The organism is Arcobacter suis CECT 7833 (genome assembly GCF_003544815.1).
Lineage (GTDB): Bacteria > Campylobacterota > Campylobacteria > Campylobacterales > Arcobacteraceae > Aliarcobacter > Aliarcobacter suis.
The window spans coordinates 1,882,710-1,908,040 of sequence record NZ_CP032100.1 but is presented as its reverse complement, the minus strand read 5'-3'; the positions used below and the strand labels follow the sequence as shown (position 1 = coordinate 1,908,040).

At 27.1% G+C, this 25,331-nt stretch carries 22 protein-coding genes, 1 other RNA gene and 3 pseudogenes; 18 read left to right on the top strand and 8 right to left on the bottom strand.

The window, feature by feature from the left end:
• Positions 1-85: 85 nt before the first annotated feature.
• The 4 genes and pseudogenes from ASUIS_RS13960 to ssrA all read right to left on the bottom strand — a co-directional run.
• A pseudogene (locus ASUIS_RS13960) lies at positions 86-562 on the bottom strand (IS3 family transposase); the annotation flags it as partial.
• A 7-nt stretch (positions 563-569) separates the two neighbouring features.
• Positions 570-1,232: pseudogene (locus ASUIS_RS13955) on the bottom strand (IS3 family transposase); the annotation flags it as partial.
• 189 nt (positions 1,233-1,421) lie between these two features.
• Positions 1,422-1,694 (bottom strand): integrase arm-type DNA-binding domain-containing protein, encoded by a 273-nt coding sequence (locus ASUIS_RS09850; protein ID WP_118886967.1) that lies wholly within the window; start codon positions 1,692-1,694, stop codon positions 1,422-1,424.
• A 202-nt stretch (positions 1,695-1,896) separates the two neighbouring features.
• Positions 1,897-2,285: a transfer-messenger RNA gene (gene ssrA, locus ASUIS_RS09845) on the bottom strand.
• A gap of 149 nt (positions 2,286-2,434) precedes the next feature.
• Here ssrA and ASUIS_RS09840 point away from each other — a divergent pair.
• The 8 genes from ASUIS_RS09840 (at position 2,435) to def (ending at position 9,606) form a co-directional block, all read left to right on the top strand.
• Positions 2,435-3,628 (top strand): saccharopine dehydrogenase family protein, encoded by a 1,194-nt coding sequence (locus ASUIS_RS09840; RefSeq protein ID WP_118886966.1) that lies wholly within the window; start codon positions 2,435-2,437, stop codon positions 3,626-3,628.
• 19 nt (positions 3,629-3,647) lie between these two features.
• Positions 3,648-3,812 (top strand): rubredoxin, encoded by a 165-nt coding sequence (gene rd / locus ASUIS_RS09835; RefSeq protein ID WP_118886965.1) that lies wholly within the window; start codon positions 3,648-3,650, stop codon positions 3,810-3,812.
• Positions 3,802-4,950, top strand: a complete 1,149-nt coding sequence (gene nspC, locus ASUIS_RS09830) for a carboxynorspermidine decarboxylase (protein WP_118886964.1) — start codon at positions 3,802-3,804, stop codon at positions 4,948-4,950. Before rd ends, nspC begins: the two co-directional genes overlap by 11 nt.
• 53 nt (positions 4,951-5,003) lie before the next feature.
• Positions 5,004-5,903, top strand: coding sequence for a polyphosphate kinase 2 (gene ppk2 / locus ASUIS_RS09825; protein ID WP_407923313.1), 900 nt, complete (start codon positions 5,004-5,006; stop codon positions 5,901-5,903).
• A 1-nt stretch (position 5,904) separates the two neighbouring features.
• Positions 5,905-7,035, top strand: a complete 1,131-nt coding sequence (gene ppk2 / locus ASUIS_RS09820) for a polyphosphate kinase 2 (protein WP_118886962.1) — start codon at positions 5,905-5,907, stop codon at positions 7,033-7,035.
• Positions 7,036-7,177: 142 nt separating this feature from the next.
• Positions 7,178-8,479, top strand: a complete 1,302-nt coding sequence (gene tig / locus ASUIS_RS09815) for a trigger factor (protein ID WP_118886961.1) — start codon at positions 7,178-7,180, stop codon at positions 8,477-8,479.
• A gap of 16 nt (positions 8,480-8,495) precedes the next feature.
• Positions 8,496-9,080: an ATP-dependent Clp endopeptidase proteolytic subunit ClpP gene (gene clpP / locus ASUIS_RS09810; protein ID WP_118886960.1), complete on the top strand. Its 585-nt coding sequence runs from the start codon at positions 8,496-8,498 to the stop codon at positions 9,078-9,080.
• Positions 9,081-9,090: 10 nt separating this feature from the next.
• Positions 9,091-9,606: a peptide deformylase gene (gene def / locus ASUIS_RS09805; RefSeq protein ID WP_118886959.1), complete on the top strand. Its 516-nt coding sequence runs from the start codon at positions 9,091-9,093 to the stop codon at positions 9,604-9,606.
• A 19-nt stretch (positions 9,607-9,625) separates the two neighbouring features.
• Here def and ASUIS_RS09800 read toward each other — a convergent pair whose 3' ends face one another.
• The 3 genes and pseudogenes from ASUIS_RS09800 to ASUIS_RS09790 form a co-directional block, all read right to left on the bottom strand.
• On the bottom strand, positions 9,626-10,006 hold the full coding sequence (locus ASUIS_RS09800) for a hypothetical protein (RefSeq protein ID WP_118886958.1): 381 nt from the start codon (positions 10,004-10,006) through the stop codon (positions 9,626-9,628).
• Positions 10,007-10,089: 83 nt separating this feature from the next.
• Complete coding sequence (locus tag ASUIS_RS09795) at positions 10,090-10,494, bottom strand: PAS domain-containing protein (RefSeq protein ID WP_118886957.1); 405 nt, start codon at positions 10,492-10,494, stop codon at positions 10,090-10,092.
• An 11-nt stretch (positions 10,495-10,505) separates the two neighbouring features.
• Positions 10,506-12,074: pseudogene (locus ASUIS_RS09790) on the bottom strand (methyl-accepting chemotaxis protein); the annotation flags it as partial.
• 402 nt (positions 12,075-12,476) lie between these two features.
• Here ASUIS_RS09790 and ASUIS_RS09785 point away from each other — a divergent pair.
• The 8 genes from ASUIS_RS09785 (at position 12,477) to folE (ending at position 20,721) form a co-directional block, all read left to right on the top strand.
• Positions 12,477-13,988 carry a YifB family Mg chelatase-like AAA ATPase gene (locus tag ASUIS_RS09785; RefSeq protein ID WP_118886955.1) on the top strand — a complete coding sequence of 504 codons (1,512 nt, stop codon included), beginning with the start codon at positions 12,477-12,479 and terminating at the stop codon, positions 13,986-13,988.
• A 50-nt stretch (positions 13,989-14,038) separates the two neighbouring features.
• Positions 14,039-14,923: a GTPase Era gene (gene era / locus ASUIS_RS09780; protein WP_118886954.1), complete on the top strand. Its 885-nt coding sequence runs from the start codon at positions 14,039-14,041 to the stop codon at positions 14,921-14,923.
• 129 nt (positions 14,924-15,052) lie between these two features.
• A complete protein-coding gene (locus ASUIS_RS09775; RefSeq protein ID WP_118886953.1) occupies positions 15,053-15,937 on the top strand; it encodes a hypothetical protein in 885 nt (294 codons plus the stop codon).
• Entirely contained in the window at positions 15,918-16,616 is a 699-nt protein-coding gene (locus tag ASUIS_RS09770) for a hypothetical protein (protein WP_118886952.1), read from the top strand. The genes ASUIS_RS09775 and ASUIS_RS09770 overlap by 20 nt, the downstream gene beginning before the upstream one ends.
• Positions 16,588-17,949, top strand: a complete 1,362-nt coding sequence (locus tag ASUIS_RS09765) for a GspE/PulE family protein (protein WP_118886951.1) — start codon at positions 16,588-16,590, stop codon at positions 17,947-17,949. The genes ASUIS_RS09770 and ASUIS_RS09765 overlap by 29 nt, the downstream gene beginning before the upstream one ends.
• Positions 17,949-19,139: a type II secretion system F family protein gene (locus ASUIS_RS09760; RefSeq protein WP_118886950.1), complete on the top strand. Its 1,191-nt coding sequence runs from the start codon at positions 17,949-17,951 to the stop codon at positions 19,137-19,139. The genes ASUIS_RS09765 and ASUIS_RS09760 overlap by 1 nt, the downstream gene beginning before the upstream one ends.
• 13 nt (positions 19,140-19,152) lie before the next feature.
• Positions 19,153-20,106 (top strand): magnesium/cobalt transporter CorA, encoded by a 954-nt coding sequence (gene corA, locus ASUIS_RS09755; RefSeq protein ID WP_118886949.1) that lies wholly within the window; start codon positions 19,153-19,155, stop codon positions 20,104-20,106.
• A gap of 42 nt (positions 20,107-20,148) precedes the next feature.
• A complete protein-coding gene (folE, locus tag ASUIS_RS09750) occupies positions 20,149-20,721 on the top strand; it encodes a GTP cyclohydrolase I FolE (protein ID WP_118886948.1) in 573 nt (190 codons plus the stop codon).
• A 26-nt stretch (positions 20,722-20,747) separates the two neighbouring features.
• Here folE and ASUIS_RS09745 read toward each other — a convergent pair whose 3' ends face one another.
• Positions 20,748-21,935, bottom strand: a complete 1,188-nt coding sequence (locus ASUIS_RS09745; RefSeq protein ID WP_118886947.1) for a peptidoglycan DD-metalloendopeptidase family protein — start codon at positions 21,933-21,935, stop codon at positions 20,748-20,750.
• Between the two features lie 79 nt (positions 21,936-22,014).
• On the opposite strand from ASUIS_RS09745, the gene ASUIS_RS09740 reads away from it, so the two are divergent.
• Both ASUIS_RS09740 and purL read left to right on the top strand, forming a co-directional pair.
• On the top strand, positions 22,015-22,974 hold the full coding sequence (locus ASUIS_RS09740; protein ID WP_118887677.1) for a L,D-transpeptidase family protein: 960 nt from the start codon (positions 22,015-22,017) through the stop codon (positions 22,972-22,974).
• A 63-nt stretch (positions 22,975-23,037) separates the two neighbouring features.
• Positions 23,038-25,251 (top strand): phosphoribosylformylglycinamidine synthase subunit PurL, encoded by a 2,214-nt coding sequence (purL, locus tag ASUIS_RS09735; RefSeq protein WP_118886946.1) that lies wholly within the window; start codon positions 23,038-23,040, stop codon positions 25,249-25,251.
• The last annotated feature ends 80 nt before the right edge of the window (positions 25,252-25,331 follow it).

Here is a 25,331-nt window from a genome sequence, read left to right as displayed (position 1 = left end):
AATATAATATTAAGTAGGGTATTACTAAAATTAGGAACAATGAAGTGATCTGTCAACCCTAAAACATACTCAGAAATTATAATCCCTAAGCAGCAATTTCTTTTTGTAACAATTTTTGTTTTTCTTCAAACTCTACTGGTGATAAATTGTTATTTGCACTATGACTTCTTTCTCTATTATAAAACACTTCTATATATTCAAATATTGATCTTTTTGCTTGTTCTTTTGTATGATAAATTTCATGATGGATTAATTCTGTTTTTAATGTATGGAAAAAACTTTCTGCAACTGCATTATCATGACAATTCCCTTTTCGACTCATACTTTGAATTATTCCATGTCTTTTGAGTAAATCTTTATGTTCATAAGAAGCATATTGACTTCCTCTATCTGTATGCCAAATTAGTCCTTTTTCTGGATTTCTTGAAATAAGAGCCATCTTTAAAGCATCATTTACAAGTGAAACTTTCATTGTTTCATCCATACTCCAACCAACTATTTTTCTTGAATATAAATCAATAACTGTTGCAAGATACAACCATCCTTCACTTGTTGGAATATAACGCGTATTAATAAAAAGATATATTTAATATCTTTTTATTAATACTTCTATCGCCTACATATTTTTCATCAACTTTTGAAGCATAGAAATCTCTATTTAAAATATTGGGAGCTATTGGTAAATTATGATTTGAATCTGTTGTCATAACTTTAAATCTTCGTTTCATTTTTACAAACAATCCTAATTGTTTTAGAATATTTCTAATTCGTCTTCTTGAAACTATTACACCATATCTTTCAAGAAGTTTATCTTTTATCCTTCTTGTACCATATGTTTGTCTTGATTGAAGAAATATTATTTCAATTAGTTCATTAAGTTTCTCATCAACTTTTTGAATTACACAACCATTTTTAACCCAATTGTAATAGCTACTTTTATCAACTTTAAAAACTTTACACATAAGTTTTATATTGAAACTCTTTCTATGCTCTTTTATCCAAGCATACTTTGATAGAGTTTCAAATGCTGCGTATGCTGTTGCCTTTTTTAGAATATCTCTTTCTTGTTTGAGTAATTTATTCTCTGCTCGTAGCTGTTTTAGTTCAGCCACTAATTCTTGTTGTGAGGATTTAGATTGATTTTTAGTTTCATCAATAGGAGTTGTTATATTATTCTCTTTTTTATAAACTTTAATCCAATTATAAATTGTTTTATCATTTATTCCAAGATCTTTTCTTGCTAACGCTACGTTCTATGCTGCAATTTGCATTGCTGACTTTTTACTATTCAAAATTAAGTGAACAGTCTCATCTCTAAACTCTTTAGTATATTTACTATTTCTCATTTTTTCTACTTCTTTCATACTTATTATTTTAACTTAGAAGTTTTTAAATTCCAAGTATGAATTAGTGTAGCCGGATCATTCAACAGGGTCTATACCATTAGATATAAGAGTTAAGTATTCATTTTTTAATGTTCTTGCTTTTGCTAAGGTAATAATAGGATAACTACCAAAAGTCTTTTTTCTTCTTTTTTTGGTTATTGGAGAAGTGAAAACAAATTCCCAAATTTTTACACCTGATGATTTTATTAATAATTGTAAACCATTTCCATCTGTTAAAGTGTAATTTGATTCTTTAGGTTTTGCATTTATAATTTTTCTTTCATTTAAAGGTGTAACTACTTTGGGCATAACTCATATCCTTAATATTTTTTGTTACTTATTTTATGAAAAATCAAAAGTAACATAAAAATTATAATAGAGTAACATTAAGAGTAACATAAAGTTGAGAATTTAGTTGAATACTTGCGAACAAAGACGAACAAATAAAATTTAAGATAATCGATAAATGGGAGGTTCTGTGGTATTTATAGAATAACATAGAACAAAGTATTGGTGGAGAAGACGGGAGTCGAACCCGTGTCTTAAAATGCTTGACTTTAATATCTATACATGCTTTTTTAATTGTTCGATTTAATTTTAGAAAAGTACAATTAAACTTTAATAAAACTGTCTTTTATGCGTTAGTCTTAACTTAAAAGATAATAATTAAGATATATCTGTTTGTTTGTTATACTTCGAATCCTACTCTAACAGAATAATCTGTAGGTGAAGCAACACCCGCCTCTATTCAGAGAGCGGGGGTAGAGCAATTAAGCTGCTACCCTTTGAGGTGCGTAATTTGTATTGTTTGCATTTAAACATTTTTGAGCCTTTTAACGATATGCTCATACCGACATGCAACTAAAACCGAAACACTCCAATCGAAGCCAGGACTTCCCCATAACTCGAAAGTGAAGTTTACATAAGCAATTATTAAAACCACGTTAATTGTAATCAAATTGTTACTAAATGGTAATTTTAAACCATTTTATCCTTTCTTATATTTAAAAATAGTACAATAAATACATAAAAATATATCGGAGTGAATAATGAGCAAAAAAGGTATTTTAATTATTGGAGCAGGTGGAGTAAGTAGAGTTGCAACTGTAAAATGTGCAATGAATATTGACACTTTTGAAAAGATTACATTAGCATCAAGAACAGTTTCTAAATGTGAATCTATGGCTGCTGATATTTTAAAAAATCAAGGTGTAAAAATAGATGTAGCTTCTGTGGATGCTGACAATGTTGATGAATTAGTAAAATTAATAGAAAAAGTAAATCCAAAATTAGTTTTAAATGTAGCGTTACCTTATCAAGATTTAACAATTATGGACGCTTGTACTAAATGTAAAGTTGATTATGTAGATACTGCAAACTATGAACATCCAGACGAAGCTAAATTTGAATACAAATTACAATGGGCTAGAGATAATCAATTTAAAGAAGCTGGAATTATGGCTCTTTTAGGTTCTGGATTTGACCCAGGTGTTACTGGTGTATTTTGTGCATATGCTCAACAAAATCTTTTTGATGAAATTCACACTATAGATATTATGGATTGTAATGCAGGTGATCATGGATATAAATTTGCAACGAATTTTAATCCAGAAATCAACCTAAGGGAAGTATCTGCAAATGGTAGATATTGGGAAAATGGACAATGGATTGAAACAACTCCTTTAGAAATTAGAGTTGATCATGATTATCCAGAAGTTGGTGTTAAACCATCATATTTACTTTACCATGAAGAGTTAGAATCACTAGTAAAAAATATCAAAGGTTTAAAAAGAATTAGATTCTTTATGACATTTGGTGATGCTTATATTCAACATATGAATTGTTTACAAAATGTTGGAATGTTAGGAATAGAACCAGTTATGCATAAAGGTGTAATGATTACTCCAATTGAATTTTTAACTACATTATTACCAGACCCTGCAAGCCTTGGACCAAGAACTGTTGGTAAAACAAATATTGGTTGTATTATTGAAGGTATCAAAGATGGAAAAGCAAAAAAAGTTTACATCTACAATATTTGCGACCACCAAGAGTGTTACAAAGAAACAGGAGCTCAAGCTGTAAGTTATACTACAGGAGTTCCTGCAATGATTGGTTCTAAATTACTTTACAAAGGCATTTGGAAAAATAAAGGTGTATTTAACATAGAAGAATTTGATGCAAAACCATTTATGGAAGAATTAATGACTCAAGGTCTTCCTTGGAAAATTTTAGAGTTATAATACTCATATAGAATTTATCATGCAAAAATATATTTGTACAATTTGTGATTATATTTATGACCCAGAAATAGGTGATCCAGATTCTGGAATTGTTGCAGGAACTGCATTTGAAGATTTACCACAAGATTGGGAATGCCCAGATTGTGGTGTAAGTAAAGAGGATTTTGAGCCACTTGAAGACTAATAATATAATAGTAGATAGTTTTGACAAACTACCAAGCCCAAGTTATGTATGTGAAGAAAAACTTTTAGAAAATAATCTAAAACTTCTAAAAAGAATCCAAGATGAAGCAGACGTAAATATTCTTTTAGCATTAAAAGGTTTTGCTTTATGGTCAACTTTTGATTTATGCAAAAAATATTTAAAAGGTTGTTGTGCATCAGGACTTCATGAAGCAATTTTGGCAAAAGAGGAATTCGGTGGAGAAGTTCATACTTATTCTGCTGCTTTTAAAGATGATGAAATTGATGAAATAATATCAATATCAAATCATGTGGTTTTTAACTCTTTTAATCAACTAAAAAGATATAAAGATAAAGCCTTTGGAAAAACATCATTGGGGATTAGATTAAATCCTGAATATTCAAGCGTTGAAGTAGATTTATATAATCCTTGTGCACCGTTTTCAAGAATGGGAACTACAAAGGCAAATTTTGATGAGTCGCAATTGGAGTATTTAGATGGGTTTCATTTTCATGCTCTTTGTGAACAAAATGTTGATGCACTTGAGGGTGCATTAGCAGCTTTTGAAGATAAATTCTCTCAATATTTCGATAAATTAAAATGGGTAAATTTTGGAGGTGGTCATCATATTACAAGAGTTGATTATGATGTTGAGGGTTTAATAAAACTATTAAAAGATTTTAAATCAAGATACCCACATTTAAAAGTTTATCTAGAACCAGGTGAAGCTATTGGTTGGCAAACTGGTTATTTAGTGGGAACTGTTCTTGATGTAATAAATAATGGTATGGATTTAGTTATTTTAGACACATCAGCAGAAGCTCACATGCCTGATACTTTAGCTATGCCATATCGAGCGATGATTAGAAACTCAGGTCTTGCAGGTGAAAAAAAATACACTTATAGACTTGGTGGAAATACTTGTTTAGCAGGTGATATTATCGGTGATTACTCTTTTGATGAACCTTTAGAAGTAGGAGATAAAATCATTTTTGAAGATATGATTCATTATACGATGGTAAAAACAACTACATTTAATGGAATAAAATTACCATCAATTGTAATAAAACATGATGAAAATAGTTATCAAATTGTAAAAAACTTTGGTTATAATGATTACAAAATGAGACTTTCATAGGAGATTAAATGACGGGGCACGAAAGAAATATTATTAATAATGAATTTTCTGATATGGAAGTTATAGATAGCAAAGATTCTTTAAAACATAATTTTAAAAATAAATCTAGAGAAAGAGAAAAACTAGCTCACAAGAGTGAAGATGGTGTAGAAAAAGTTCAGATTTGGGTTAGGAAAGAGACTTTAGAGTATGAAAAAGAGTTAACAAAACTTCAAATAGAACTTTTGAAATTTCAAAATCATGTAAAAGAAGAAGGTCTAAAAGTTCTAATGATTTTTGAAGGTAGAGATGCTGCTGGAAAAGGTGGAACTATAAAAAGAATTACAGAACATCTTAATCCTAGGGGTGCTAGAGTTGTTGCCTTAGAAAAGCCAAGTGATATTGAAAGAACACAATGGTATTTTCAAAGATATACTCAGCATCTTCCAAGTGCTGGTGAAATTGTATTTTTTGATAGATCTTGGTACAACAGAGCAGGGGTTGAACCTGTAATGGGATTTTGTACAACAGAAGAACACCATGAATTTTTAAGGGAAGTTCCAGAGTTTGAAAAAATGTTAGTAAAATCTGGAGTTATTTTATTGAAATTTTATTTTTCAGTTTCAAAAAAAGAACAAGCAAAAAGATTTAAAAAAAGAGAAATAGATCCTTTAAAACAATATAAACTTTCACCTGTAGATAAAGAATCACAAAATTTGTGGGATAAATATACAATAGCAAAATTTTCTATGTTGATGGCTTCAAATACAGACGTTGCCCCATGGACTGTAATTAGAAGTGATAATAAAAAAAGAGCTAGATTAAATTGTATTAGATATATATTGTCTAATGTTGAATATAAAAATAAAACAGAAGAAAAAGAATTTCTTAAAATAGATAAAGAGATATTAATAAGTGGTACAACTGAGATTGAGAATATGGAACAGGACAATAAATTAGCGAGGTTATCTTAGAATGAATTTAGGTGATTTTGAAAGAACAAATTATAGTGGATTATATGTTTCAAAAGAAGCTCATCCAGAGTTTGGAAATAAATATATAGCAAGATTTCAACATGATAAAAAAAGATATGTAAAAGTTTTAGGATTTACTAAAAAAGACAATTTAACAAAAAAAGATGCTATTTCTTTGTTAGAAGCCTTTAAAAATTCTGTTTTATTTAAACCAGAAATAAAAGTTGATGAAAAAATAAAATTACAGGAAAAAAAATTGGTAGTTAAAGATAATGAAGTTTTAAAAAAATTAAAAGAAGAAAATGAATTTTTAAAATCAATTTTAGGTAATTATGAAAAATTAAATTCTCATGTTTTAACAGAAGGAATTCAAAAAATTTATGATTTAGAAGCTTTGAAAAAATATCAAATAGAGTTAATTAAACTTCAAAATTATCTAGAAAAAGAGAATAAAAGAATGATTATTCTTTTTGAAGGAAGAGATGCTTCAGGAAAAGGTGGAGCTATTAGAAGAATTACTAGATATATGAATAATAAACACTATAGAGTAGTTGCGTTAGGAAAACCTACAGAAACTCAAAAAAATCAGTGGTTTTTACAAAGATATATAGAGCGTTTCCCAACAGGTGGAGAGATAGTTTTATTTGATAGATCTTGGTATAACAGAGCTATGGTTGAGCCAATTTTTGGATTTTGTACACCAGAAGAACATGAAATTTTTATGGAAGATATTGTAAATTTTGAACAAGATTTAGTAAGACAAGGAATGATTTTAATCAAACTTTATTTTTCAGTTTCAAAAGAAGAACAAAAAAGAAGATTTGATAGAAGAATTGAAGATCCATTAAGACAATGGAAATTTTCAGAAGTTGATATGCAAGCTCAAGATTTATGGGATGAATTTTCAGAAAAAAAATATGAAATGTTAAGAAGAACAACTTCAAGAAGTGCTCCTTGGCATATTGTAAGAAGTGATGATAAACATAAAGCAAGACTTGAAGCAATGAAGATTATTTTAAATTCTGTTGATTATGATGGAAGAAATTATTCTTTAGATTTTGATGCAAATGAAGAGATAAATATCTCTGTTCAAAAAGAACTTCTACAAATGAGAAAATCAAAAGATTATTAAATCTTTTGTTTTTTTGCTTAAAAAAACTCTCTTTAAATATACAAATTTCTACACAAAGTATTCTAAAATCAATGTTTTATAAAAGCCTTAGTAATTTTTAGATAAAATCAGCGTTAAAATTATAACAATCGGAGTAAATTTAATGGAATTTAGCGCAAACAGAGTTGATAGTGCAAATGCGGTAATAACTGCAACTATTGCAAAAGAAGTAGTAGAATCAAATCTAGATAAAGTAGCAAAACAAGCTGCTAAAACAATGAATGTTCAAGGTTTTAGAAAAGGAAAAGTTCCTGTAGCTGTTGTAAAACAAAGATTTGCTGACAAATTAAGAGAAGATGCAGAAGCAGAAGCTTTAAGAACAGTTTTAGGTGAAGCTTTAAAAGAATTAAATATTGCAAATGCTGATTTAATTGGTGAACCAACAATCTCTAAATTTGACAAAAAAGAAGATGGTTCTATTGATATAGAAATTTCTGTTGCTTGCAAACCAACTATTGATTTAGGTGATTATAAATCTTTAATTCCAGCAGTTGAAGATAAAGCTGTAGATGTAAAAGAGATTGATGCTAGATTAGAAGAGATTGCTAAATCTTCAGCTCCATTAGAAAAACTTAGTAGAAAAAGAGCTGTAAAAGATGGAGATCATGCAGTTATTGATTTTGAAGGTTTTGTTAATGGTGTTGCATTTGACGGTGGAAAAGCAGAAAAATATCCATTACATGTAGGATCAGGTTCATTTATTCCAGGATTTGAAGAACAAGTAATTGGTATGAAATATGAAGAACAAAAAGATGTTGTTGTAACTTTCCCTACATCTTATCAAGCTAAAGATTTAGCTGGAAAAGAAGCAACATTTAAAGTAACTTTACATGAAATTCAAGAAAAAGTTGCAGCTGAATTAAATGATGAATTTGCACAAAGAATGTTACCAGGTGAAGAAAATGTAACAATTGATACTTTAAGAGAAAAAATTAAAGAGCAAATGAAATCTGAAGTTATGAGAAAATATTATACAGAAGAATTAAAACCTGCATATTTAGAAACTTTAGTTGAGAGAATAGAATTTGCATTACCAAATTCTGTAGTTGATCAAGAGATTAACTATGCTTTAAATAATAAAGTAAGATCAATGAGCGAAGATGAAATCAATACTTTACGAGAGAATGAATCTAAAGTTGAAGAAATGAGAAATGAATTAAAAGAAGATGCAGTTAATTCTGTAAAAGCTACATTCATTATTGATGCACTAGCAAAAGCTGAAAATGTACAAGTATCTGATCAAGAAGTTATGCAAGTTCTTTATTATGAGGCAATGCAAATGGGACAAAATCCACAAGAGATTGTAAAACAATATCAAGAAGCTGGATACCTACCTGCAATTAAAATGTCTATGATTGAAGAGAAAGTTATATCTAAATTATTAGATGAAAAATTAGGAAAATAATAAGATAGGATTAATTATGAGTTATATACCATATGTAGTTGAAAAAACAGGAAGAGGGGAGAGAAGTTACGATATTTATTCAAGACTTCTTAAAGATAGAATTATTATGTTAAGTGGAGAGATAAATGATGCAGTAGCTTCAACAGTTGTTGCACAGTTACTTTTCTTAGAAGCTGAAGATCCAGATAAAGATATCTATTTATATATCAACTCTCCAGGTGGAGTAATTACAAGTGGTATGTCAATTTATGATACTATGAATTATATCAAACCAGATGTTTGTACTATTTGTATAGGACAAGCGGCTTCTATGGGAGCGTTTTTATTAAGTTCTGGAACAAAAGGAAAAAGATACTCTTTACCAAATTCTAGAATAATGATTCACCAACCGTCAGGTGGAGCAAGAGGTCAATCTACTGATATTCAGATTCAAGCGAAAGAGATTCAAAGAATGAAAGATAGTTTAAATGCAATTATTGCTGCACAAACTGGTCAAGATATTGAAAAAGTTGAAAAAGATACAGATAGAGATAATTTCATGAGTTCAGATGAAGCTTGTACTTATGGATTAATTGACGAAGTTATAGCAAAGCATAAATAAGAAAGTTTTTATGATTAGAGAAGTTATAACTTATCCCAATAAATTACTTCGATTAAAATCAAAGGATGTGGAGCAATTCGACATTGAATTGCACACTCTTTTAGATGATATGTATGATACTATGATGGCACAAGGTGGTGTTGGACTAGCTGCTATTCAAATTGCAATTCCTTTAAATGTTTTAATTATAAATCTGCCAAATGAAGAAGATATTCAAGAAATAGATGAATTAATTGAGGCAATTAATCCAGTGATTATTCAAAAAAATGGAACTCAAGTTTTTACAGAAGGATGTTTGAGTGTTCCTGGATTTAGTGAAGATGTAACAAGAGCGCAACATATCATAGTTGAATATTTTGATAGAAATGGAAATAAACAAATAATGGAATGTGAAGATTTTTTAGCAGTTGCTTGGCAACATGAAATGGAACATCTTTCAGGTCATTTATTTATTGAAAATTTATCAATAATCAAAAGAAAAAAATTTGAAAAAGAGTGGAAAAAAAGGACAAAAGATAAAAAGTAATTTTTATCTTTTTTTTATTTTATACTTCAAATCCTCTTCTTAATATATTTATAATCATTGAAAATATTAAACTAGTTGATAAAATCCAAATTAACCAAAAAAATATTTTTTCGAATTTAGTAAAAAAGATATTTTTGAATAATAAAGGACAAGATTTTATTGCTAAATAAAAAAATATAGCAATTCCTACATATATTGTATATTTATTTTGTGAAGTAAATAGTATTGTAATAAATGATATAAAAGGTACAAAAACAGTTAAAGCAAAAAATTTACCATAAACTTTTCTTTTTTTATCTCCATTAAAATATCCAATAGTATGACCACAATTTGGACAAATAGTTCCTAATCTCGATAATATTTCATGGTTACAATCGGGACAATTTATAAGTGATGACATTAAAATTCCTAGATTTTTTTGCCTATTATAGCAAGTGAAGTTAAAAAAAGAATTAGACTTAGGACAAAAGAGAAGAGATGTAGTTACTTTCTCTCTTCTTTATTCCATTGTTTATAAAGTTCTACGGCTGCATTTATTTCTGCTTCTGAAGCTTTTCTTCTGCATGACATATATCCTTTTTCTCCATCACAAGATTCAAAAGGATAAACCGTTGCAAAAACCCAATAATAACCACCAGATTTTGTTGCATTTTTTACATAACCTGTCCAAACTTCACCTTTTTGAACCGTATCCCATAAAGATTTAAATGCAATTTTAGGCATATCTTTATGTCTTACCATACTATGAGGTTTTCCAATTAATTCGTCTAAAGTATATTCTGCAATTTTACAAAAATCATTATTTGCAAAAAGAATATTTCCTTTAGCATCAGTTTCACTAACTAAAAAAGCATAATCATCTAATATTGTTTCTTGTCCTGCTGACATAATCATTTTCCTTAGTTAAATTTTTTATTTTTTGCATCATTTACTAAATTATTAGCCATGATTGAAACTTCTGTTGCAATTGAAGTAATTTGATTCGTTTCATTTGCATTTTCTTGTGTTACTCTATCAAGCATTGTAACTGTGTCATTTATTTGTTCAATTCCACTCATTTGTTCTTTTGAAGCAACGCTTACATCTTGAATTATATTTATTGTTTCTGAAATATGATTATTTAATACTTCATAATCTTTTATCATTTCACTAGATATTGCTTTTCCTTCATTTGCTTTTACATTAGCATCTTCTACAAGCGATTTTATCTCACGTGCTGCATCTGCGCTTCTATTTGCTAAGTTTCGTACTTCTGCTGCAACTACGGCAAATCCTTTGCCTGCTTCACCAGCAGTTGCAGCTTCTACGGCTGCATTAAGTGAAAGAATATTTGTTTGAAATGCAATTTGATCAATTATTGTAATTGCTTCATTTATTGCTGTAACTTTTACATTTATTTCTTCCATTGAATTAGCAGTTTTTGAAGCTAATTTTTGACCATTTATTACAGCTGATTTTACAGTTTGACCTAATGTAGCCATTTTAACTGCATTTTGTGCATTATTTCTTGTAATAGATGTTATTTCTTCAACTGCAGTTGCCGTTTCTTCTAATGATGCAGCTTGTTCACTGGCTTTTTGAGATAAATTATGCATTGATGATTTCATTAAAGTTGCATTATTTTCTAAAGTTTGACCATTTTCAAGGTTTTGTTTTGCAACATTCCCTAATGTCTCACCTAAAATATTAACCCCTTCCATTACAGCCAATAATCTAGCTTTCATTTTTGATGGAATCTCTATTTTATCTTTAAAATCATCATTCGCATAAGAAGTAGTTACTCTTTGTAAATCTTTCATACTATGTTCTAATGATTCTAAAGATTGATTAATTGTATTTTTTAAGGTATTAATCATTGGATTTTTTGTTTTAGATTTTATTCTGCATCTAAAAATTCCTTGTTCAACTTTATCCATTGTTAAAACAATTTCACCAATTACTTTCATATCTTCTTTAAACTTTGTGTCAAATTCATCAACAACTTCGTTAATACGGTTGATCATATGAGAAAATTCTGTATCATTTTTTTCAATATTTTTTTCAATTTTATTTTGTTTAAAAGTTATAAAATCTAAGAATTCATCAAAATAAGTATTGAAATTTTTTATATTTGAATCAATAAGACCAAGAACTTTGTAAGCTAAAATACCAATTATCAATATAAATACGAACCCTAATAAAACTATGTTATATAAAAAATGATTAATTACATCATCTAAAAAATCAGATTCATTTATAGTTGCAACAGCTATTACATCCCAATTTGTTATATATCTATATGAAACAATTTTTTCTTCACCTTCAAAAGTATAAGATAAATTTCCATTTTTATTTTCTAAAATTGTTTTAATAAATGATTCATTTGATATATTTTTTCCTTCAGCTGTTGGATGAATGATTGCTTTACCTTTTGAATCTAGAAAGTAGATATAACCCGTATTTCCTATTTTTATATCTTTTACTAAAGTTTTAAAATCTTCATTTTCAAAACCTTTTGGATTTTGTTTTGCATAAAATATAGAATTTTTTTCCATTGTATTTGCAATTGATTCGAGATTAATATTTACAATTTTTTTAACATCACTTTGTGCAGTAAAAAATGATACAACTATTAAAGTAATAAATCCAAGTAGAGTTATTAACTTATTTAAAACAATTTTTTGTTTAATATTCATTGAGAGAATCCTTATAATAAATTAAATGATTAATTGAATACCCATTCAAAGGTCGTAATTCTACTTTAAATGAAATGAATAATAGCTGTATTTTCTACTAATAATATAGAAAAAATGACATTTCGCCTACAATTTTGTTTTTATATAAAAATAGATAATATATTAACTTACTAAATTATTAAAAATGGTGAGATTATGAAAATTATAAAATCAGCTTCTTTAGACACTCTTGATGCAATAAGTATTGATGTTGAATCAACTTTTACAAAAGGCTTACCAACATTTACAATAGTTGGAATGATAAGTACAAGTATTAGTGAGTCAAAAGACAGAGTAAAATCGGCACTTTTAACAAATGGGTTTAAATTTCCACCACTAAAGATAACTGTAAATTTATCACCTTCTGAAATAAATAAAAAAGGAACTCACTTTGATTTAGCAATTGCATTACAAATTGCACTTTTTGAAGAAAAAAATATTGATTTTGAAGATATTTATTTTTTTGGAGAATTAGCTCTTGATGGAAATCTAAAAGAAACAAGTTCTATTTTCCCAATAGTTTTATCTTTGGTAAAACAAGGATTAATAAAAAAAGTTTTAGTTTGCCCACAAAGTGCTGAAAAATTATCAAATATTCAGAATTTAGAAATTTATAGTGTTAAAGATCTTGAAGATGCAATCATTTTTGCAAAATCAAAAAATAAAGAAAATTTTTTATATGAAAAAAAGATTTTAGAGTATAAAACTTTATCTATAAATGATGGAGTTTATTATTATGAAACAAACTATGAAAATGATTTTTCCGATGTAATTGGTCAAGATATGGCTAAATATGCTGCCATGATTAGTGCCGCTGGAAATCATAATATTATATTTGAGGGAAGTCCTGGATGTGGAAAATCTATGATTTCTAAAAGATTGCAGTATATAATGCCACCCATGAGTTTAGAAGAGATTTTAGAAAAAGCAAAACTTCAAGCTTTGGATTTTAAAGAAATAGATTTTTCTCCAATTAGAGCTTTTAGAAATCCTCATCATTCAAGTACAAAATCTTCAATATTTGGCGGTGGAAGCTCGAATGCAAAGATGGGAGAAATCGCTTTGAGTAACAATGGTATTTTGTTTTTTGATGAATTACCACACTTTTCGAAATCAATTTTAGAGGCTTTGCGAGAACCACTTGAAGATAATAAAATACTTATTTCAAGGGTAAATAGCAAAACTATGTATGAAACAAAATTTATTTTTATTGCTGCTATGAATCCTTGCCCTTGTGGAAATTTACTTTCAAGTTTAAAAGAGTGTAGATGTAATGAGCTTGAAATTCAAAGATATAAAAACCGTTTATCAGAACCATTTTTAGACCGAATTGATTTATATGTGGTAATGAATGATAGTTTTAGTGATAATAAAAATATTGTAAGTTCGAAAGAACTTCATTCAAATATAATAAAAGCTTTTATCAAACAAAAAAGCAGAAATCAAAAAGAGTTAAATGGAAAATTATCAGAAGAAGAGATAAAAAAATATTGTATATTAGATGAAGAAGCAAAAAAAATCTTAGAAAAAGCTAGATTAAATTATCAACTAACCTTTCGAAGTATTAACAAAGTTTTGAAAGTTGCCAGAACAATTGCTGATTTAAATGATAATGAAATTATTAGTAAAAATGATTTGTTACAAAGCCTAAATTTTAGAAGAAGATAACCTTTGGCTTAGTTATGGTATTATATATCATTAAATAACAAAGGTAAATAATGACAAAATGCGGATATGTTTCTGTTGTTGGGCGACCAAATGCAGGAAAAAGTTCACTTTTAAATTGGCTTGTTGGTGAAAAAATTGCTATGGTTTCACATAAAGCAAATGCCACAAGAAAAAGATCAAACATAATTGTAATGCACAATGATGATCAAATTGTATTTGTAGATACTCCAGGTATTCACGAAACAGAAAAACTATTAAATCAATTCATGCTTGATGAAGCTTTAAAAGCTATGGGTGATTGTGATTTAATTCTATTTTTAGCTCCAATTACTGATAAAATTTCACACTATGAAGATTTTTTAGTAAAAAACAAAAAGGGCATAAAACATATTTTATTACTTACAAAAATAGATTTTGTATCAAATGCTGAAGTTTTAGAGAAAATGAAAGAGTATGAAAAATATAATGATAAATATGAAGCTATTATTCCTATCTCTATAAAAAAACAAACAACTCAAGCTGATATTTTAAATGATGTTGTTAAACATCTGCCAGTTCATCCATATCTATTTGACCCTGAAATTATGACAACTGAGCATTTAAGAGATATTTTTAAAGAGTTTATCCGAGAGTCAATTTTTGATAATATTAGTGATGAAATACCTTATGAAACTGATGTTATGATAAATAAAGTTGATGAGAAACCAGGTGTTGATGTTATTAAAGCCACAATAATTGTGCAAAAAGGTACTCAAAAAGGTATGATTATCGGAAAAGATGCAACTGCTATTAAAAGAATAGGAAAAGATGCAAGACTTAAAATCGAAAAATTAACTGGCAAAAAATGTTATCTTGAACTTTTTGTTTCAATCAAAAAAGGTTGGACAAAAAACAAACAAGGTCTTAAAGAACTAGGTTACGATGTAACTTTTTAAAAGAGAATTTTTTCTCTTTTAATCTCACTTTTTCTCAATAAAAATAATTTACAATTTTACTAATTAAATTAAGCAATAATTTAATATACTCATTTAAATAATATAATAAATTATATAAATGGATTTTTTATGTCAGATTATACTCCTTGTGATGAAATTAAATCTTTATTTATCGATGTTTCTGAAGAAATAGAAAATAAGAATTTAAAGAAATTTATTTTTACTTCTTTAAAACTCAATAATTTCGAAATAAATAAAAATGATTTTGTTCATGTAAATTTTATTTCTGAACTAAAACAATATCAAGTTTTATGTTTACCTAATCAGCATAAAAATGCAATTTTTCAGATATTTGAGTTATATTATTTGGACAAAAATGATTTAAATACATTTGATTTATATTTTACAAATGATTTTTTTTGTTTATATAAAAATGGGAAATTCTACTATTTTCAAAGTATCCAATCACAAATTTTTATTGAAGATTTGATTGAATATATAAATAAAAAGTTTTCTATAAAACTCGATAACTTCAAAGTTCTTGACAAAAAATCTTTTGAAGATTTAAAAAATGAATATGTAGAAAAAAACCTTAATAATAATCTTGAAAATTTTAATATAAAAAATAATTATGCTTTTAAAATTTATGTAGCGTATGTATTAATTATACTTTTTTCTTTCTCTTTTTATTTATATGATAATCAAATAAGTAGTGAAAAAAACAATGAGATAAAAATAGAAAATAATTTTGAAAAATTAAAAAAAGAGTATTATTTTAGTTCAATTTCTCCTGATTTTGACAATTTACTTGAACTGATTAAAAAACATAATTTAAATTTGAAATCTTTTGAGTATAAAGAAAATAAACAAAAAATTGTTCTTCTTTCTAGCTCTAAATCAGATATTTACTCTTTTTTTAATGAATTAAAAGATAATTTAATTTCCCAAGAGATCAATTATTTTGAGAATGAAAAAATTTATGAATCGGTGATTTATGTTAAATTATCTAAATAATAAATTTATAAATAGTTCAATTAAAACTAAAATAGAGTTATATCTACTTCCTTTATTGCTTTTATATCTTTGTTATTTTTTTCTAGAATTTAGTTTAAATGAAAATTCAAATATTCAAGAGATTAAATCAAAAGTTGATGTTAATTCTTCAACTAAAGAGTTCAAAGACTCTTTTTTAAATTTGTTTTCAAAACTTGAAGATTATGCTTTAAAAAATCAAATTGTAATTTTTACTTTGACAAATAATAAAAAAATAATTCTTCTAAAAGCTAAATCTAACTTATCAAATATCCAAAAATTTATTAAAAAAATAGAAAATATTAATAATTTCTCAAAGATAAAAAGTTTGACTTTATCTAAAGCGGATTTAGAAAATTATATATTAGAAATGGAAGTTGATTTAAATAAATTTTATATTAAAAAAATGGAAAAAGAGCTTGATAATAAAGCTTTAGAACAAAAACTTGAAATAAAAAATGATGAAAAATCAAAAGGATATAAAATAAATGCAATTATCTCTGAATATGCTTTTATAAATGATGTTTGGCTTAAAAAAGATGAAAATATCGATGATTTAAAACTTGTACAAATAGAAAAGGATTTTGTTGTGTTAGAAAATGAAAATAAAAAAATAATATTGGAGTTAAATAATGAAGAGTATTTTAAAAAGCCAAATTGATTACTCTTTATTTGAAAAATATGATAAAGATTATTTTGTAAACAATAAAATTTTACCAATTTCTGAAAATGATATAAGTATAAAAATTGCTATTTGTAAAACTTCAAATTTACAAACAATAAAAGATGATTTTTCTAAATTAATAAGTTTTATAGAAGTTGATGAGTTAGAACTTTTATTTATTTTAAGTCATATAAATAGAAAAATTTTATTATATTTCTTTGCTTTAAAAGCCATTTCTCAAAATAGTTTTGAAAAATATATTGATAAATTTTTACAAGAACTAATATTTTTTTCCATAGATTTACGAACTAGTGATATTCATATTGAACAATACAAAGAGTTGGTTTTATTTAAGTTTAGAATTGATGGAAGACTAAAAACTTTTTTTGCTTTTGAAAAAGAGTTTTTTAAACTAATTTCTTCTTATATAAAATTGATTTCATCTTTGGATATGACGCAGTGCCGTCTTCCATTAGACGGAAGATTTTCTTTAAATATAGAAAATAAAAAATATGATTTTAGAGTTTCAACGATGCCAACATTAGAAGCGGAATCAATAGTTTTACGAATTTTGGATAATAAAAATATAGATAAAAATCTTCAAACTTTGGGATTATCAAAAAACTTATTAGAGATTTTAAATCAAACTTTGAAATTAACTCAAGGTTTGATTTTGATTTCAGGACCAACGGGAAGCGGAAAAACAACAACTTTATATTCAATTTTGCAAGAGTTAAATTGTGAAGAAAAAAAGATAATTACAGTTGAAGACCCAATTGAATATAAAATTGATTCAATTTGTCAAATTCCAATAAACTCTAAAATTGGTCTTAGTTTTGAATTGGTTTTAAAAAACATTCTTCGGCAAGACCCAGACATTATTTTTATAGGAGAAATTAGAGATAAGTTTTCTTTGGATATTGCCCTGCAAGCTTCATTAACTGGACATTTAGTGATTGCCAGTATTCATGCTAATAGTGCTGTTGAGACGATTTTAAGGCTTATAGATTTACAAGCTGACCCATTCTTAATCTCAAGTACTTTAAAACTTGTAATGGCTCAAAGATTGGTTTTGAATTATTGTAAATTTTGTGGTTCAGTTGGATGCCAAAAGTGCAACTATACAAAATATTATGATAGGTCAACGATTGCTGAAGTTTTAAAAATTGATGAAAAAATATCTTCGATGATATTTAAAAAATCAGATATAAATGAACTCAAAACTTATCTTGAAAATATCAATTTTAAAACAATTTTAGATGATGGAAAACAAAAAGTTGAACAAAATCAAACTTCCTTAGATGAAGTTTATAAAGTTGCTTGTTTTTGATGAAAAAATATAAAATCAAATACCAAAATAAAAATGAAATAAAAGAGATAATTCTTGAAACATCAAATCTTTCAAATGAAAAAATACCAGCAAATATAATAGAAATAAAAGAGTATAAAAACTATTTCGATTTTGGATTTTTTAGAAAAAAAAGAATAAACGACAAAAAAATAAATCTACTTTTTTATGAATTAAATTTAATGTTACAAGCGAATATAAATCTTAGTGAAGCCCTTGATATTTTGATTAAAAATAAAAAAGATAAAAATATTATTGATTTTTTGCAACTTTTAAAATATAGTTTTTCAAATGCAAAACCAATAGAAGAAAATCTAAATGATTTTAAAATAAATAATTTAGTATTCGCTTTTTTAAAACTCTCTCAAAATAATGGAAATATAGTTTTAAATATCAAAGCTTTAAGTAATTTATTGCTAGAAAATTATGAAATTAAAAGAAATTTTATTAAAGCTATTTCATATCCTATAATTTTAATTATAAGTTTTATTTTGTCTTTAATATCAATTTTCTTTTTTGTAATTCCCAAGTTCCAAATGATTTTTTCTCAATCAACTCAAGAACTTCCCTTTGCAACCAAAATGTTACTAAAAACTCAGTATATTTTAGAGAATTATCTTTTCTCAATTTTTTTAGTTTTTTGCTTTTTTATTATCTTTTTTTTCTATTTATATCGACAAAATAGTGCTTTTAACTATTTTTGTGACAAGTTTTTGGTAACAAAAATATTTTTAATAAAAGAAATATATCTAAATATGCAACTATATAAATTATTTTTAGTTATAGATATTATGCTGAAATCAAATTACGAATTTCACAAAGCTTTCATTTCTTCAAAAATTTTATTAAAAAACAAATATCTATTGGATAAAATGCACTTAATTGATAATTTATTACAAAATGGAAAAAGTATCAAGGATTCTTTTTTAAAAACACAAATGTTCGATGATATTGTTTTAAATCTAATAAATACTGGAGAAGTTTCAAATTCTTTGGCTATTACAATAGATGAGATAAAAAAGATTTATAAAAATAGATTTAATGATAAAATAAATTTACTAACATCACTAATACAACCCATATTTTTAATAGTTATTATGGGTTTAATACTTTGGATTGTATTAGCGATTTTTATGCCTATATGGGATATGGGAAATATGATAAAAGTTTGAAAAGGAGTTAACTTTGATTAACTGTTACATCAAAAAAGGAAATAAACTTAATGTTTTTGAGGGAGTAGATTTTCTTGAAAGCAACGAAGATAAAAATAGTGTAATTTGGATTGATATGCTTCTTCCAACTATTGAAGAAGTAAGAGCTGTTGAAAATATGTTTGATATGCAATTTCCCACAAAACAAGAAACAGAAGAGATTGAGCTGAGTTCTAGATATTGGGAAGAGAATAATAGAATAGAAATAAACAGTTATTTCTTGATAAATGATAATAAATCGGCATTCAATGAAACGGTTTCTTTTATTTTACAAGGGTCACTTTTAATTTCTGTTAGATATAAAAAATTACAAAGTTTCGATACCTTTACAAAAAAACTTTTGATTTCTCCAAGAGAGTTTAAAACAGGTTACTCAATTTTTTGTCAAATTATTGATATTAGAATTGATGCCGATGCTGATACTATTGAGAATTTATCAAAAGAGATTACAAAAATTAGAAAACACGTATTTACAGATTACTCAAATGATGATGAAGAGATTCTTGAAAAAATCTCTACATTTGAAGATTTAAATATGAAAATTAGAGAAAATTTAACGGATAAACAAAGAATATTAAATTCACTTTTAAAATCACAAAAGTTTGTGGATGATAAACATGAATTACCAATTATGTTAAAGGATATTAAGTCTCTGATTGACCATACGAATTTTAATTTTGAAAGACTTGATTATTTACAAAATATCTTTATTGGTATATTAAGTATTGAACAAAATAAGGTTATAAAAATATTTACAATTGTAAATGTAATTTTCCTTCCACCTACACTAATTGCAAGTATTTACGGAATGAACTTTGATTTTATGCCTGAACTTCATTGGGAATATGGATATTTAATATCTGTGGTATTTATGGTAATTGCTTCAATTACACCGATTCTGATTTTTAAGAAAAAAGGTTGGATTTAATATTAAAAATTATATAAAAAAATTTAAAGGAAAAAGAATTTAATGAGTAGCGAAATAGAATTTGAAAATGCCATAAAAAAAATGCTTGAACACGTTGGAGAAGATATAAACAGAGAAGGTTTAATTGATACTCCAAAAAGAGTGAGAAAAGCTTATGAATTTATGTGTAGTGGCTATAAACAAGACCCAAAAGAGATAATTGAAAAGGCTTTATTTACTTCAACAAATGATGAAATGGTTGTAGTAAAAGATATAGAATTTTATTCTCAATGTGAACATCATATGTTACCAATTATTGGAAAAGCTCATGTTGCATATATTCCAAATGGAAAAGTAATTGGTCTTTCAAAAATTCCAAGAGTTGTAGATGTATTTGCAAGAAGATTACAAATTCAAGAACAATTAACTGAACAAATTTGTGATGCTTTAAATGAACACTTAAAACCAAAAGGTGTTGCTGTTATGATTGATGCACGGCACATGTGTATGGAAATGAGGGGAGTTGAAAAGATTTGTTCAACAACTGTAACTTCAGCTTTAAGAGGATTATTTAAATCTAATAAAACAACTAAAGATGAGTTTTTATCAATAGTTGCTCAATCACTTCATAAATAAATCAATAGAATTTTCTATTGGTTTATCTAAAAAATATTAATTTCACTTCTATCTGTAATTCTTTCTAATTTTGTAGGAATGTTTCTTTTTTCTTTTTTGATTTCATTTTCGATTTTTTTCTGAGTAGTTTGAGCAGTTGCTAAAAATGCATTTCTTTCTTTTCCATCTAATCCATCGGTGCTAGGTTTATTTATAACTGTTAAAGGATCAATTGCAGTTCCATTTTTATATAAACCTAAATGTAGATGTGGACCAGAACTTAATCCTGTATTTCCTACATATCCTATAAGTTCACCTTTTTTAATGTTTATACCTTGTTTAACACCTTTTGCAAAATCACTTTGATGAGCATATAATGTTTTATATCCATTATTGTGATTTATGATAGTAGTTTTCCCATAACCACCTTTTATTCCAAGAAATTCTATTTTTCCATCTGCTGCTGCATATATTGTTCTTCCTACTGGTGCTGAAAAATCAGTTCCTAAATGGGCTCTATATCTTTTTAAAACAGGATGCCATCTTTTATTTGTAAATTCACTAGAAATTTGTTTAAAAGCTACTGGAATTTGGAAAAAATAAGATTTTGTAAATCCTGTACCTTTTTCATCATAATATTTATCGTCTTTTGAGTTTTTAAATCTAAAGTAAGAAGTTCCATCTATTTGAACCATTGCAGCTTTTAAATCTGGCATTCCAAGAGGTCTTCCTAAATAAGCTTTTTGAGAATATTCTAAGGCAATAAAATCACCTTTTTGCATTTTTCTGAAATTTACACCTTCATTAAAAATTGATTTTAGCAGTGCAGCTAAAGTTACATCTCCAGTTGCTTTTGATATATCATAAGATACAGATTCTGTAATTTCAATAGCAACCATTTCTGTATATTCTGTGTAGTTAATAGGTAGTGTTTGGAATTTATATTCGTTATTACTATCTTTGTAAATATGTAGTTGTATATCATCTGAAACGGGAATTAAAACTTGATTTAATTTGCCATCATCATCTGTATATAGATAAAATCTTCTATCGGCTGTTATTTCAGAACACAACTCTTGATCTTCTTTCTCCAAATCAAAATACAACTTTTGGGAGATTGAATATTTATCCAAAAAGGTCAAAAAAGTCTCTCCTTTTGGCCAATTTAGCTCTTCAACTTGTGCTGAATATAAAAAATTAAAAAAAATAATAATTGATAAAATAATTCTTCTCATAGTTTATTCGCTTTTTTATTTAATAATTAGGGCAAACATTATACAATGCTACAACTTAAAGATTAACATGGAGGAATATTTGTTTAAATTTATAATTTTTTTATTACTTGCCTTTAATATGTATGCACAAGATTTAGTGACATTATATAGATACGAGGGTATTAGTTCTGTTGAAAAAGAGATAGAAAAAAAGTTAAAAGATATGACATACTGGCAGGAATACTTAAAAGACAAAAATGTAGATTATGGTTATTATGAATTTAAAAAATATATACTCGTAACACAAAAAAATCAATTAGAAATTGCAGTTTACGAAAAAGTGGATAATGATTATAAATTATTATCGAAAAACAATGTAATTGTGGGTGAAAACAAAGGTGATAAATATACTGAAGGTGACAAAAAAACTCCTGAAGGTGCTTATGAATTAATTCAAAAAAAAGTAGGACTTGATAGTTTTTATGGACCTTTTGCGTTAGTGACTTCTTATCCAAATATTTTTGATCAAAGTTTAGATAAAAAAGGTTCAGGAATTTGGATTCATGGTATGCCTCTTTATTCTGAAAGAGAAAATTTTACAAAAGGCTGTATTGCTTTAGCAAATAATGAGCTTGAAAATTTAGAAAAAAATATAGACTTAAATAAATCTATTTTGTTAACATTTGGGAATGATTCTAAAAAAGCAACAAAAGATGAAATGGCATTAGTATTAAGTAGTATATTTAAATGGAAAGATGCTTGGAAATATTCAGATATAGAAGAATATTTATCTTTTTATTCTAATGATTTTAAAAGAGCAAATAAAACAGATTTTAGTTTTTTTAAAGAGCAAAAAAAATCAATATTTGCTAAAAAAGAAGATAAAACAATTAAATTTACAAATATAGATGTTTCTCCTTATCCAAATTCATTAGGAAAAAACATGTTTAAAGTTTTAATGGATGAAGAATATATAAGTCCAAGTGTAAAATTTAATGGAAAAAAAGAGCTGTTTTTAGAAATAGCAAATAATCAAGTGAAAATTCTATCAGAGGATTAAAATAAAATTTAACTCTTTTTAGATATAATCGCCCTAAATAACAACCATATTTTAAGGCGAAAGATGCAAAAACAAGAGATGAACCTTAAAGAGATAGCACTTGCTCACTCTTTAACACTTGAAGAATTTGAAAATATCAAAGAAATTTTAGGAAGAGAACCAAACTATGTAGAAATTGGTATCTTCTCTGCTATGTGGTCTGAGCACTGCTCATATAAATCAAGTAAAAAATATTTAAGTGGTTTTCCAACAAAAGCTCCTTGGGTTATTCAAGGTCCTGGTGAAAATGCTGGTGTTATTGACATTGGTGATGGATATGCTGCTGTATTTAAAATGGAATCACACAATCACCCATCATTTATTGAGCCTTATCAAGGTGCTGCAACTGGAGTTGGAGGAATTTTAAGAGATGTATTTACAATGGGAGCACGTCCTATTGCAAATATGAATTCAATAAGATTTGCTTCAATTGAAGGAAATAGTGAAACAGCTGCAAAACACAGATTTTTATTAAGAGGTGTAGTTGCTGGTATTGGTGGATATGGTAACTGTATGGGAGTTCCAACAATTGGTGGAGAAACTACTTTTGAAGAGTGTTATGCTGGAAATAACCTTGTAAATGCATTTACAATAGGACTTGCAAAATCTGATGAAATTTTCTTAGGAAAAGCTGAAGGATTAGGAAATCCTGTAATGTATGTTGGAAGTAAAACTGGGCGAGATGGACTTGGTGGAGCTGTTATGTCAAGTGCAGCATTTACAGAAGATAGTGAGTCAAAAAGACCAACTGTTCAAGTTGGAGATCCATTTACTGAAAAACTACTTTTAGAAGCTTGTTTAGAGTTATTCAAAGCTGATTTAATTATTGGTATTCAAGATATGGGTGCTGCTGGGCTTACTTCTTCTTCATTTGAAATGGCTGGACGTTCAGGTTCTGGGATGATTATGCATTTAGATAAAGTTCCTGCAAGGGAAGAGGGTATGACTCCTTATGACTTTATGCTTTCAGAATCTCAAGAAAGAATGCTTATTTGTGCTAAAAAAGGTTGTGAACAGGGTGTTATTGACATCTTTGAAAAATGGGAACTAGATGTTGCTGTTATTGGTGAAGTTACAAATACAGGAAATATGGAACTATTCTGGCATGGTGAAAAATGTGCAGAAGTTCCAGTTCAACCAGTATCTGAACAAGCGCCAGTTTTAGATAGACCAACAAAAAAACCAGCTTATTTAGATGGAATTGAAAATATTACTTTAGATAAAGAGATTTCAAATCAAGCTGCATTTGATGATTTATTCTCTGACATGGAAGTTGTTGATAAATCTTGGGTTTATTCTCAATATGATTCAATGGTTCAAACAAATACAATCAAAGGTCCAGGGAAACTTGATGGGTCGAGTATCAGAATCAAAGAAACAGGAAAAGCATTATCAATGAGTGCTGATTGTAATACAAGATTATGTTACATCAATCCAGAATTAGGAGCTGCAGCTGCTGTTATGGAATCTGGAAGAAATGTTGCAATGACAGGAGCAGTTCCAAAAGCAATCACAGATTGTTTAAATTTTGGAAATCCTACGAACCCTGAAGTTATGTGGCAATTTGCTGCATCTTGTGAAGGAATTAAAAAAGCTTGTAGAGAGTTAAATACTCCAGTTATTGGTGGAAATGTATCTTTATACAATGAAACAAATGGAGTGGGAGTTTTCCCAACACCTTCAATTGCAATGGTTGGAGTTAATGAAGATGCAAATAAAGTATTACCATCTTGTGTTCAAGAAAATGGAAATATTTTATATATTTTAGGTGAAACAAAATCAGAGTTTGGTGCATCACTTTATATGAAAAAAATGTATGGAAAAGTTGCAGGAATTCATCCAGAAGTAAATTTTGAAAAAGAGTTAGCTTTATGGAATACTGTTATTGAAGCAAATAAATTAGGTTTATTAAAATCTGCAAAAGATGTAAACATTGGTGGAATTGCAATAAGTGCTTCTAAAATGGCAGTTGTGGGTAATAAAGGAATAGAAATTTCTATTTCATTAAATGACTCAAAAGATATTTTTTCTGAGTCTTTAAGTAGAGCAATAGTTGAAGTAAGACCTGAAAACTGTGAAGCATTTGAAAAAGTTGCAAATTCATTCAATATTGAGTGTAGCAAAATTGGTCAAGTAACAGGGGATAAAATTTCTATAAATGACATTTATAAAGATTTAGAAAAAGCAAGTTACGTTTATTTCAATAGATTTAAACAAGTGATAGAACAAGATTTATAAGATTTAAAACCTTTAAGCCAAACTTCTTTTTATGGAAGTTTGGCTTTTTTTATTTGTAAATATATAGTAGGAGAAAATTA